This window comes from Cupriavidus sp. CuC1 (assembly GCF_044627735.1).
GTDB classification, from domain to species: Bacteria; Pseudomonadota; Gammaproteobacteria; order Burkholderiales; family Burkholderiaceae; genus Cupriavidus; species Cupriavidus ulmosensis.
Window position 1 is genome coordinate 1 of record NZ_JBIUHC010000233.1, and the last position, 11,399, is coordinate 11,399.

The 11,399-nt window shown below is 60.0% G+C and carries 14 protein-coding genes and 1 pseudogene; 9 read left to right on the top strand and 6 right to left on the bottom strand.

All coding sequences use genetic code 11. The annotated features are described in order from the left end of the window. Positions 1–198 precede the first annotated feature (198 nt). Together ACGLHR_RS47890 and ACGLHR_RS47895 are read right to left on the bottom strand one after the other, a co-directional pair. On the bottom strand, positions 199–1,170 hold the full coding sequence (locus tag ACGLHR_RS47890; protein ID WP_400102761.1) for a helix-turn-helix transcriptional regulator: 972 nt from the start codon (positions 1,168–1,170) through the stop codon (positions 199–201). 92 nt (positions 1,171–1,262) lie between these two features. Next, positions 1,263–2,264, bottom strand: a complete 1,002-nt coding sequence (locus tag ACGLHR_RS47895) for a tripartite tricarboxylate transporter substrate binding protein (RefSeq protein ID WP_400102762.1) — start codon at positions 2,262–2,264, stop codon at positions 1,263–1,265. A 126-nt stretch (positions 2,265–2,390) separates the two neighbouring features. On the opposite strand from ACGLHR_RS47895, the gene ACGLHR_RS47900 reads away from it, so the two are divergent. The 3 genes and pseudogenes from ACGLHR_RS47900 (at position 2,391) to ACGLHR_RS47910 (ending at position 4,258) form a co-directional block, all read left to right on the top strand. Beyond that, the gene (locus tag ACGLHR_RS47900; protein ID WP_400102763.1) at positions 2,391–3,296 is read left to right on the top strand and encodes a LysR family transcriptional regulator; all 906 of its coding nucleotides are present in this window, start codon (positions 2,391–2,393) and stop codon (positions 3,294–3,296) included. A gap of 324 nt (positions 3,297–3,620) precedes the next feature. After that, positions 3,621–3,911: pseudogene (gene tnpA / locus ACGLHR_RS47905) on the top strand (IS200/IS605 family transposase); the annotation flags it as partial. 14 nt (positions 3,912–3,925) lie between these two features. Further along, the gene (locus ACGLHR_RS47910; protein WP_400102764.1) at positions 3,926–4,258 is read left to right on the top strand and encodes a nucleotidyl transferase AbiEii/AbiGii toxin family protein; all 333 of its coding nucleotides are present in this window, start codon (positions 3,926–3,928) and stop codon (positions 4,256–4,258) included. 23 nt (positions 4,259–4,281) lie between these two features. Here ACGLHR_RS47910 and ACGLHR_RS47915 read toward each other — a convergent pair whose 3' ends face one another. Both ACGLHR_RS47915 and ACGLHR_RS47920 read right to left on the bottom strand, forming a co-directional pair. Beyond that, the gene (locus ACGLHR_RS47915; RefSeq protein ID WP_400102765.1) at positions 4,282–4,737 is read right to left on the bottom strand and encodes a lytic transglycosylase domain-containing protein; all 456 of its coding nucleotides are present in this window, start codon (positions 4,735–4,737) and stop codon (positions 4,282–4,284) included. After that, positions 4,737–5,453 carry a hypothetical protein gene (locus ACGLHR_RS47920; protein WP_400102766.1) on the bottom strand — a complete coding sequence of 239 codons (717 nt, stop codon included), beginning with the start codon at positions 5,451–5,453 and terminating at the stop codon, positions 4,737–4,739. The genes ACGLHR_RS47915 and ACGLHR_RS47920 overlap by 1 nt, the downstream gene beginning before the upstream one ends. 302 nt (positions 5,454–5,755) lie before the next feature. Between ACGLHR_RS47920 and ACGLHR_RS47925 the strand changes: the two genes are divergently transcribed. The 5 genes from ACGLHR_RS47925 (at position 5,756) to bcsP (ending at position 10,122) form a co-directional block, all read left to right on the top strand. Then, positions 5,756–6,808, top strand: coding sequence for a CAP domain-containing protein (locus ACGLHR_RS47925; RefSeq protein WP_400102767.1), 1,053 nt, complete (start codon positions 5,756–5,758; stop codon positions 6,806–6,808). Positions 6,809–6,922: 114 nt separating this feature from the next. Beyond that, positions 6,923–7,909 (top strand): CAP domain-containing protein, encoded by a 987-nt coding sequence (locus ACGLHR_RS47930; RefSeq protein ID WP_400102768.1) that lies wholly within the window; start codon positions 6,923–6,925, stop codon positions 7,907–7,909. A gap of 711 nt (positions 7,910–8,620) precedes the next feature. Beyond that, positions 8,621–8,833, top strand: a complete 213-nt coding sequence (gene hfq, locus ACGLHR_RS47935) for an RNA chaperone Hfq (RefSeq protein ID WP_400102769.1) — start codon at positions 8,621–8,623, stop codon at positions 8,831–8,833. A gap of 210 nt (positions 8,834–9,043) precedes the next feature. Continuing rightward, entirely contained in the window at positions 9,044–9,220 is a 177-nt protein-coding gene (locus ACGLHR_RS47940; protein ID WP_400102770.1) for a hypothetical protein, read from the top strand. Between the two features lie 431 nt (positions 9,221–9,651). Next, positions 9,652–10,122 carry a cellulose biosynthesis protein BcsP gene (gene bcsP, locus ACGLHR_RS47945; protein ID WP_400102771.1) on the top strand — a complete coding sequence of 157 codons (471 nt, stop codon included), beginning with the start codon at positions 9,652–9,654 and terminating at the stop codon, positions 10,120–10,122. Here the strand turns inward: bcsP and ACGLHR_RS47950 are convergent. Then, positions 10,119–10,316: a PIN domain-containing protein gene (locus ACGLHR_RS47950; protein WP_400102772.1), complete on the bottom strand. Its 198-nt coding sequence runs from the start codon at positions 10,314–10,316 to the stop codon at positions 10,119–10,121. The genes bcsP and ACGLHR_RS47950 overlap by 4 nt on opposite strands. 190 nt (positions 10,317–10,506) lie before the next feature. Next, positions 10,507–10,749 (bottom strand): antitoxin, encoded by a 243-nt coding sequence (locus ACGLHR_RS47955; protein ID WP_400102773.1) that lies wholly within the window; start codon positions 10,747–10,749, stop codon positions 10,507–10,509. Between the two features lie 170 nt (positions 10,750–10,919). Here ACGLHR_RS47955 and ACGLHR_RS47960 point away from each other — a divergent pair. Further along, the coding region (locus ACGLHR_RS47960) for a DUF433 domain-containing protein (protein WP_400102774.1) at positions 10,920–11,399 on the top strand (480 nt) is incomplete at its 3' end.

The window sequence follows — 11,399 nt, forward strand, 5'->3', positions numbered from 1 at the left end:
GTGTCCACTAAAAATAGTGGACACATCCTGCACCGTTTCAGCCTTGTACTCTATGTGCGCTAAATTTCGCGCTTACAGATCATCCAAATAACGCACCATGTACGCAATAAACGCAGACATTCCATTTGCCCGATCTATGGCCGGGTATTCAGCCAGGTAGCCTCCGATGCCGATCCGAAGCTTTGAGACGATCGAAGACTAGCGGAGGGTATTCCGGCGCGTCTGCGATGGCAGCTCGCCGAACGCATCGCGATACACCTTGGCGAACAGACCAAGGTGATTGAACCCCCAGCGCATCGCGACTTCGGCAACCGGTGCATGATCGCTGTGGAGGAGTTCATTGCGCACGCCCTCCAGTCGAACACGCTTCAAGTACGCCATTGGCGTGGTGCCCTTGAACGTTGCGAATCCCGTCTGTAGCGCGCGCACGCTGACGCCGGCGGCGTTGGAAATGTCCTCAACAGAAATCCTATCCCGCGCGTGGGCATGGATGAACTCGATGGCGGATCTTACATGCCGTGGTGACGGTCCCGGCGCCTTGACTAGCAGCCTGTCAGAGTAATTGTGCGGCAAGGTCTCCAGGAAGGCCCCCACCGCGACATCGCGTATGCTGGCCGCCGTGGCCATCGCCGTCAAGCTGGGTCTGTCATCGCCAAAACACGATTGCATCAGCTGCATCACTGCACGGCCCAGTCTCACCCCATCCGACTCCAGAGAGACCTCTGCCTGGAACATCACCGGCCGCGTCACCGGTGCTTCCAACAGGGTGGAAAGCCGCTGCGTGATATCGCTCGTCCCGACCAGCAGCATGTCGTAGCTGCCCGCCTGCCATTGCCATTGGCTGACCTGCGTCGCATCCAGAACCGCGCAAGCGCCTGCGGACCAGTCGCGCTCCTGTTGGCCAATCTGGGCTCGGAGGCCGCCCTCATGGAGTAGAACAAGCGCGTAGCCGTCAAACTGCCTGTCGAACCGGAATTGAACGCCCGTTGTTGTCTGGATTTGATGCGTCACCGCTCCCCCGGCGAGACTCGTCGCGAGTCGCACGTCAAGATGATCTCCCTGCCCCGAGTCGATCGCGACGTTGCCCCAGATCGGTCGCAGACGCGCTGCAAATTCGTCAGCGTCGCTCGCGGCGAGCATCTCGGCATATATCTCCGGTCTTTCAATCATATATTCTTGCGTTGCTCGGGCGAGTTACAAGCGGGTCTGCGGCTCGATGCGGTCCGCGCCCACCAGCGTCACCGCCACCTGGACCCGCCCCCTTATTGCGGCTGCAGGTTGATGGTCTTCGCAATCGCGCGGAAACGCGCGGTCTCGGCCTCATAGGCCTTGCTGGCTTCGGCGGGGGGCATCGGCTGCGCCACCAGGGTGTTCTGCGCTTCGAGCTGGGTGAGCACAGCGGGGTCGGCCAGCACCGCGCCCAGTGCCACACTCAGTCGCTGAACAATCGCCTCTGGCGTGTCTTTCCTGACGAAATAGCCGGTCCAGGTTGAGAAGTTGAAGCCCTTGAGCAACTTGCCTTCATTGACCGTGGGAATGTTCTTGAGGGCGGCCAGATCGGTGCGGGTAGCGTTGATGCTGGCAATGATCTTCAGACGGCCCTGATCGGCCAGCGCGAATTGCTGCTGCGCCACCGGCAGGATGGCGAAGTCCAACTGGCCGCCGCTGAGGTCCTGCATCAGCGGTGCGCCCCCTTTGTAGGGTATGTGAAGCATGCTGGTGCCAACGGTGTGTGCCATATGTTCGCCCAGTACATGGTAGAACGAGCCAACACCCACACTGCCATAGGTCAGCGGCTTGGTCTTCGCGGCACTGCGCGCCAGCGTGACCAGTTCATCGGCAGTGTTCGCAGGCAAATCCTTGCGGGCCAGGATCATCATCGGCGCAATGCCGATCATCTGTACCAGCCGGAAGTCCTCGCTCTTGAACTTGATGGCGGCATTGCCCAGTGGCGCCAAAATGAGCTCATTTGGGGAACCCTGGAACAGGTAGTAGCCATCGGCAGGTGCATTCAACACTTTTTGCGCCGCGATCGCGCCACTCACACCGCTCAGGTTCTCCACCAGAACCGGCTGCCCCAACTGCTTGGCCAGCGGATGGTTCACCACGCGCGCGATCGTGTCCGACAGGCCGCCGGCTGGGTAGGGCACCATCATCATGACCGACTTGGACGGAAAAGGATCGGCAGCCACCGCGGCACCGGCCAGCAGCAGGCCAACTGCCAGCGTTCCGAGTTTCTTGAGTAAGGCAAGGGGGGCGTTCATGATGCGTCCTGTGGCGTGAAGGCTAGGAAATGCGGACAGCCACGAATCCTAGAAATGCGCCTAATATTTGTCCAATGCATAGTTTTTCTGCTTCCTAAAAAAATAACTCATAGATGCGGGGAACCCATGAACCTGAAGCAACTGGAGCACCTCTTGGCATTAGCCGAAACCGGATCCTTCAGCCGTGCCGCAGAGCAGTTGCATCTGACGCAGCCGGCACTGAGTCGCAGTATCCAAATGCTGGAAGACGACTTGGGCGTACGCCTGATCGACCGGATGGGCAAGCGAAACGAACTCACGCCGCTCGGCGAAGCCGTCGCGACACGCGCGCGCCATCTGGTGTTTGGCGCCGAGGAAATGCGTCGCAGCATTGATTTGCTCAAAGCGGGCAACGCCGGCGTGATCCGAGTTGGTTTGGGTTCGGGGCCCGGGGCCATGCTTATGACACCGCTCCTCGTCGAAGTGGCGCAACGACACCCGGACGTGCGCGTCAGCATCACGCGAGGCGCCATCGAGCTGCAACTGCGTCAACTGCGCCAACGCACGCTCGATGCCCTGGTCATCGAAATTCGCAGCGTGACGCCTGCGCCCGACCTGTCCCTCGAAGTTGTGGCTGAGATGCGGGTCGGATTCATCTGTCGGCGTGGCCACCCGCTGCTCACCGCATCTGCGGAGGGCGTGGCGTTCGACGAGCTGTTGCGCTTCCCTTTGGCCTGCACACCATTGGCAGATGAGCCGGCGCGTATATTGGTCCAGCATTTCGGTCCGAGTGCGGATCCGCAACAGGCCGTGCGCTTGCGTTGCGAGGAAATCGCGAGCCTGATCGATACCGTACGGGCGTCCGATGCGATTTTCTTGGGTATCGTAGCTGCCGCACGGAGCGGTATCGAGTCTGGTGAGCTGGTCGAACTGGTGACTTCGCCCCCCTTGATCGCCAGCGCGCGCTTTGCATTGGTGACACTCGTGGGCCGTACCGAAAGCCCTTCAATGCAGCTATTTCGCCATTTTGTGGCTGATCGGCTGCGGGACTAAGTCATCTGCACGACCTCACCGTGCACGACACCCATCCACACAAATCAATATCCTTAAAACGCATCCAATAATAAATTAGCGCAATATCTTTTACCGCCCCCCTCCTGTGCGGGGTAAGGCCTAGTTGCTCTCGCGGCTCTGCCCGCCGCACTCTATTGCTTGCCAACTCATCCCTTCCCAACTGGGGCTTTCGCCGGCGTACGCTCTGGTCGGTTTGGACCTATGCGCATCAAGATTGATCTGGCCACGATCCTTCTACATGAATACTCCCGCCGCTAAAGCCTTCGGCTTGTAGCGGGGGTTTCCGGGTTCGGCGACTCATGCACCGTGCGGGTGCCCGCCTTTGGCGGCGAGCCAGATCATGTGCACCTGCTCGTCAGCATCCATCCCGCCCTGGATATTTCAGTGCTGATTAACAACCTTAAGACGGCAAGCGCACGCCGGGCACGGATTCGCTTCGCCGAGCATCTCAGCCGGTTCTATTGGAAGCCGCTATTCTGGCATCGCGCATACTTTGTCTCCCCCGTAGGTGGGGCATCGTTGGAAACGGTGATAGCCTACGTTGAGCGACAGGGAACGGAAGAGCACGCTCAACGTAAAGGCAAGGCAGCCTGACGGCTGCCGCCGACTTGCCCCCTCCTGGGCCCCGCGGCCCTAGGAGGGGGAATGCGTCGGCAAAGGCTGTCAACGACGTTTGGTTCCTCAGTCAGTGTTTCGAGTTCGAAGATGGGCGATTGGCCGCGGCATTAGCTGCGAACTTTGCGCGCCGACAAACAGATTTCCCGTCCGATCCGTCGTTCGCCATGTCCCCCGATCTCGCCGACGACAAAGCCAAGCAAACGCAATGGATCGCGTTCGCCCGCGAACTGGCGGCTGTTCCGCCCCTCGACGTCGTTGTCGCGGATCTCGCGGCCTTCCTCATGCCACACGCCGCTCGCGCACGGGCTATTTCCCCCGCCTGACGGATTGGCGGCATGCCTCTTGCTCAGCGCGCCGCCCCAGTCCAGCTCTCCACCGCGGCCTTAACCTTCGGCCAATAGGCATCCCGGTTCGCCGGTGTCTCCGAATGGTAGGCGCCAACGGCCAGCCACGAGTTGCCATACCGTTCGATCTTCCTTCTATATAGATAGGCGCCGACCATCACGTTGGTGCACGGGTCCATGAGGCGTGCCGGCGCTATCCCGAACCGCTTCAGCTCGACTAGGTGCACGCTATTAATCTGCATCGCACCGTAGTCAATCGATCCGTCCGAGTTGCGACCTATGCTGTCTGCGCGAAAGCCGGATTCAACGAAAGCTATGCCGCGCAGAACATATGGGTTGACCCCGTAGCGCGCGGCCGCCTCGTCGAAGCAGAAGGCTTGGGCAGAGCTAGCAAGCGCGAGAAGGCACGCTGCGAGCGCCAGTGCCCCCCTCCCAACTCGTCGCCCGCTCAGTCCCATCAGTAGACTGCGCTGGGACATACAGCGTAGTTCAGGTATCCGCCGCCGGCATAGGGGTCTTGTGGCCAGTAGCCTATGAGATTCTGCAACTGAGATTTAAGGCCGGCATTGTCACTGAGAATTGCGCAACCACGGTCCCGAAAATACTGCATGGCCGGGCCAAGTGTGCCGGGATCTCTGACTAGGTAGGGGAAGTCTCTAAAGAACACGCCCAAATCATAGCCCCAAGGCGTGACCAACGCGGCAGGGTCGCACGTGTGGTTCGCCGTCCCATTGGCCGCTGCCCCGTTCTCCGACACGCCGTTATAGACGGCCGTACCGCTCCCGTTTTGGTATCGCTCGATGCGGGAGCGACAGTTGTAGCCGTTCATGGTCTCGTTACCGCTTGCGGTCAGGATATAGGCAGCGGGATTTTGGGGGACCGGTTGCGGCACGTACACCGGCGGCGGCTTTTGGTTATAGCAGGTGCCAACGCCGGGGACGAATGCGGAGCCGCCGCCTTGGTCGGTTGACCAGTAGCCGTGGTTCGCGCAGGTGTCAGTAATCTTTGGTCCGCAGCGAGCTCGCCCACCTATCACCTTCCATTCGTGCCCGGGCCGGCAGTCGGCGACCGTGATTGGAACCTCCGGAAGGGTGATCAGCTCTGCTTGCGCAGAGCCGATCATGGAGAGAGCGGCGGCGGCCGCGAGTGTAAGTTGCAATAGACGAGGGTTCACGACAGCTCCGGGATGCAAGTGTTGACGACGGCAAAGGATCGTGACGCTCGCCCCGATCCTGAATGCAGTATGCGGAAGGGAAATCGGTCACCCGGGTCCGAAAGCGGGTCCTTTGGTGTAGGGATTCCGCGGCTACGCTCAGGTGTAAATCTGGAAGTATCTTCGTTCCCCTCTCATGGAGGAGATTGCTGCCAGCCATTAAGACCAAAGAACGCCGCGTGCTAGAGTTGCGCAGAAGAAAACGCGAGATAAATTGATGTCGTGCCTTAAAGCACGAACCAATTCCTAGAGGTCAATTCACCATGAAAAAGTCAATCGTATTTTCGCTAGTCATGTCTGTCTTCGTTAGCCTGTCTGGGTGCGGTGGTGGTGGTGACAACTCAACGGGCAACGGCGGCCAACCGTCGTCGGGCACGCCTACGACGCCGACGTCCCCAACGCCTACTACCCCAGCGACGCCGGCAGTTCCCGCCTCGGTCGCGCCGGCAACCAGCGTCCCGGCACCAACCTATGCCGCCACCGATGAGCGCTCGAAGCTGTTCGCGACGCTCAATGCCTACCGGGTTCAAATGGGCGTTGGAGCACTCGCACAAGACCGACTGCTCGACACTGCTGCACAAGCCCATGCTGATTATCTCAAGGCCAATGGGGCATTGCTTGCGCACGCGGAAGATCCCCTAAAGCCCGGCTATACCGGCACCGATCCGCGTGCCCGAGCAATGAAGGCGGGTGTACCTGCCACGACCTGGGTTGCCGAGAATATCGGGGGCGGCGGTTCCGCATCGTCATGCTTTCTGGGTTTAACCAACAGCGTCTACCATCTCCAATCGCTAACCAGTAACGCTGAGTCCATCGGACTGGGCTTCAACACCGATTGTGTGATTGAGCTGGGCACCTTTACCGGACAGACAGGCCTATCGATGAATAGCGGCACTCCCGTCGGGGGCGGCCAACAGATGGCGGCCAACGCCCTTGCATACTCACCGCTGGATGGCGAGATGGTCGACAAGGCCCTCGGTGGAGAATCTCCCCAACCTGCGCCCGACATCGCCAATCCCGGCCATCCAGTTATGGTCCGTGTTCGCGCAGATCTCATGAGCGATGTGCTGAGTGTCGCCTCGTTCACGCTGGTGGATGATAGCGGCGCTCCGGTTCCTGGCCGAATTTTGATTGCGCCGAATGCGAAGGCAGCGTCAGTGGGAGCAGCTGTGACCGACAGCTTGCTGAACCCCGCGGTGGCCTTCTTCCTCCCCCTGAAGCCGCTTGGCTCTGCCATCACCTACACGGCAACCTTTAGCGGCGCGCGCAACAGCGTGCCGATCAGCAAGAGCTGGTCGTTTAAGACATATCCCTAAATGACAGTTTGGGAGGCCCACTTCGGCGGGCCTTTTCAATTTCGCCGCACAACTATCCGATTTGCGAAATAAATATTCATTTCGCGCAGGATCAGATTCTGCATCCGTATCTCTATGCTAAAGAAGTCAATCGCTGTATTGTCCGTCTTCGCTGCTGGGTGCGCCGCTGGAGGTGGTGGCAAAAGCGCTGACACCGAAGGCCTGCGCGTTCCGCCAGAAGCCACGTCAGCGCCCACCTCAGCTTCCGATGCAACCATTCTGACATCTGCACCCGAGGGAAGCTACTCGGACTCCGACAGGCTAGCAACCTATAACTTTCTGAACGCTCAACGTACCAAATGCGGGTTCGGCGCACGAGCGCAGAATGCCGCGTTAGACAAGGCCGCGCAAGCCCATGCCGATTTTATTGCAGCCAATCTGGACGCGGGCCGATCGGATGCCTATGGTCATGCGGAGAATCCGTCGTATCCGGGCTATACAGGCACCCTTCCGCTCGACCGAGCCAACTCCCATTCCTACGGCGGTATTGGCGTCGGCGAGAACTTGGCGGCGGAATCTACCGCCCTGAAAGCCGCGGAGGTCCTGATGTCTGTGACCTATCACACCCTTGGAACGCTCGGCTTTGATCGTGAGATTGGAATCGGAAAATCCGAGAGGACTGTGTCTTTCGCCGTGCCGATCACCGTCCTCAAGGTTGGCATACGTTCGGCCGCTGATGTCCAGTATCTGGATTCCAGGGAGGTGGCGACTTTCCCGTGCGATGGCCAAGCCGGGGTAACGACAACCCATGGTGATGAGTCGCCCAACCCGCTTCCTGGTCGAAGCCTCACGACGAATCCCGCTGGACGAGCTATTGTCGCGGTCGTTAGAGCGCATCAGACGCTGACTGATTCCGAGTTCTCGATCGCACCGGCCGGCGGTACACAACTCAAGGCAACGCTACTCACGAACGCGACGGACCCGAACAAGATGCTTCCGGCCAGCGTCGCGGTGATCATGCCGGATGAGTCCCTGGTGGCCAAGACGACGTACACCGCGCAGCTGGTTGGCACGAACAACGGCCAACCGGTGAACAAAACCTGGAGATTCACGACTCAGTGAGCGACGGTTCTGCGTTTTGGAAGGCCCGCTTCGGCGGATCTCTTCAATTCGCCGCAGAAACAAACACGGCCCGCCGAAGCGGGCCGTGGTGCTACTAGGAGATACAGGCGTCGTCGGGTACCACCAGCGGGAGGCTTCCGGCTACCGACTCCACCACTACGCCACGATGGACGTAGAAGGTGCCGCGTGGCACAGCAGCACTTTTAGATTAGGCCACCTTTCCTGCTTGCAGTGCCGGTCATTGTGACGACGATGTAAAAGGATGCGCTGTTGCGACAGCTGGCGCGCGCACTTGATAGTCGGAGTTCAATGTTGTGTCGTGACGGTCTCGGATCCCGCCTAAGCTGTGGATACCGCACGGCTTTCGCGGCGGGCTTAGCGTCCTTCGTGACGCTTGATCGCGTAGCAGGTTACAACTGGGCGGTTGGTTGCATGCGACGCAGGGAATCCCTTCGTCATGTTGGTCCCAGGCCCGCTTCGGCGGGCCTTTCCTTTGGCGCGGCGCGTTGCGCTGCGAAAAGCAAACGTCGCCCATCTCTTTTGCGCCACCAATATATGGATAGCGCAGTATATTAATCCCCTCCAAAGCCAGAATAGAGATCGCATCAAATCGTCTATGCTAGATTCGTCGCCCCCCCCGTCTCGGTCGACACGCTATTAAGTCGCCGATCCTAGGACGGCGACTTTTTTTGTTAGTTCGCCCAGCGTCAAATGCAACATGTCGCCCTCGGTCCCCAGAACTGGCTCCTTAACCTCGCGTGCAAGGAGCGAAGGCGGGTCAAGGTGTATCTGGTCTCCGGCGTCGGGTTAGCTGGCTCAATCGATTCGTTCGACAACTTTGTTGTGCTGCCAAACACAACTCGCGGCATGCACGCAATCTACAAGCACGCCATCGCGTCCGTCCAGTTTGACGACCCTGGCTAACTGGCGAGCAGGAGCGCCGAGTGCGATCCCAAGGTGCCGATCGTGGTCGTGTGAAAGCGCCGTCCCATACGAAGCTGATGACGGCTAGGCGGCATCAAATTATCTCGATTACGCAAAGTTTGAAGGATTTGCGTGCCTTTAAAGTTACGCCGCTTGCAAGGCCTTGCGTTGCGGACAATAGTTTCTATCCACCCCCAAAGCAAAATCGACATGCAACCAGATAGCCAGCCGGTTCGAATCTCGCTCGAGGAATTGAGATCGTTCGCCTCGTCGCTAACCGACGGCTCTCTGCTCAAGCACGCAACCTTGCACGTCATCGCCGAGCAAGAGGATCGTCGGCGCCGGCAGGAAGCGAAAGCGTTGGAGCTGCTCATGCAGCCCGACTAAGCGGGCAAGACGTGCCGCGAGGACTCTCGCAGTAGTGGAATCGACTATGCTATTTGCAGCTGCTACCGCATGCACACTCGTACTTCTCATCGCACTTGTTGGCGTGGTCCGTTGGATCGTGGAGAACGACCCGATCCTGCGCGACGACTGAGGGGCTGCAGGATTGGCGATAGGTCCCCGCGCAACTTCGTCGCCCACCGAATTGCGCGGGGGTCTTTAACGAGGCCTATCGCTGGAAGATTGGCGAGATCGATGTCGCGCCGACCATCCGCTTCAAACTTCATTGAGCTGGCCGAGCAAGCTCGGCTCGCCCGACAAACTGCGGGGTACGCAGACCATGCCCATGGATGCGGGGTTCTGCTCCGGTTGCGAAGGCACGGGACAGGCGGACAATTTCGCTAAGTCACTGTCCCAACCGAGGAAATTCTCCGATGCACTCCGACGATCTATCGAAGCTGTTCCAGCGCATTGGCGGCAACCCCCAAGACTATCGCCAAATCGTGCGTGAGGATTCGATCCTGCAGGCGCGTGAGCGCTGGCCGCTGTTGGCCTCAATCGGCGCGGAGCTACGGGACGAGCTGCCGCCGATTCTAAGCGGCGGCGCCGGCGTACCGGATGTGCCCGCCTCGCATGTGCCCTCATGGCGGGTGCAGAGCACCCGGCCTGCCGCTACTGACCTACACCGGCAGCCGTCGCCGGCGCCAGTCCCGGCGGCCGAGCCGCATCCCGCAGCGCCCCGCTTTCCCGCCGCCCCGAAGGTTGCGCCACCGGCGGCACCGGTACCGCCACCTCCCACCGACCCGGCGGCCGTCTTTGCCCGCCTGGACGGCCGCGGGAAGCCGCCGGGCATCCCTGCGCAGGCACCAAGCCGCAACTCCTTCCTCGATAGGCTGAAGCGCTAACTCTCCCAGTCCTCGACGCGCAGACCTGCCACCCGTTGAAATTCGCGGGTATTGTGGGTGATCAGGGTCAGCGCCCGGGCTCGGGCTTGTCCAGCTGTCAGTACGTCATAGGGACCAGTGGGCGTGCCAACAGCAGCTAGCGCCGCCCGCAGTTCACCTGCGTGGCGAGCATCTTCCCGGTCGAAATCCAGCACCTCGAATTACAGCCCTTCGACTCGAGCCAGGTTCTCCGCAGTGCGATAGCCTTTAAAGGCACCATAGAACAGTTCGTTCGCCACGATGGAAGGGATTCCGAAATCTCGCGGCTGGTGTTGCCTCAACCGGCCGAGAAACCCGGGATGCCCCGAAGGAGGGCGATGACGGCATTGCTGTCAAGCAGGAATTTCATTTAAAGAAGTCCAGTGCCGGGCGATCCTGCTCAGCCGGCTGCTCAGTTGCCGCCTGCGCGAATTCCTCATCTAGCGGTCCAACGACCTGATCGAGCCACGCCCAATCCTGAACCAGTGGTTCAAGGATGACGGAATTGCCGTGGCGGCGAATGCGCACCTCGTTTGTCTCAAAACGAAAGTCTTTCGGCAGCCGCACAGCTTGCGAACGTCCGGACCAGAAGATCTTTGCGGTATCCATGCGTCACTCCATTCGATTGAGATATAGCAAAAATATATATCAACGGGCCGCGCAACGCATCGTCCCAGCAGACGAGCCGTGTCCCGCACCACCCCGCTTCCCCGTCGCCCCGACGGTTGCCCCGCCAGCGGCACCCGTACCGCCCCCTCCCAGCGAGCTGGCGACCGTCTTTGCTCGCCTGGACGGCCGCGGCAAGCCGTCAGGCATCCCTGCGCAGGCACCAGGCGCAACTCCTTCCTCGACAGACTCGTGCCGCCAGCGTCGAGAGGGCAAACCGGAGTATCACAGAGGACCCTGCTGTCATGGGAGGCGTCCCTGTCTTTGCTGGCACGCGAGTTCCGATTGAGATTGTGACCAGTTCGAAAGCTGCGGGGATTGGCGATGACCGTCTTCGCGAGGCCTACTCATTCCTAACGTCAGAGTTGATTCAAGACGCTGAGGTCTATCAGCAAGTTCATCCAAGGCACGGCCGGCCTCGCAAACTCGCGGATGCCAATCCAACCTGGAAGGTTCAGAGCGAGCAACTGATACTCCATTCTTGCTCAGAAGTATCTATACTTTATCGCCATGAGAAAGGTTTATCGGATCAACGAATTCGCAAAGCGCATCGGACGGGCTCCCAGTACGGTGCGCCGCTGGGAGCGCGAAGG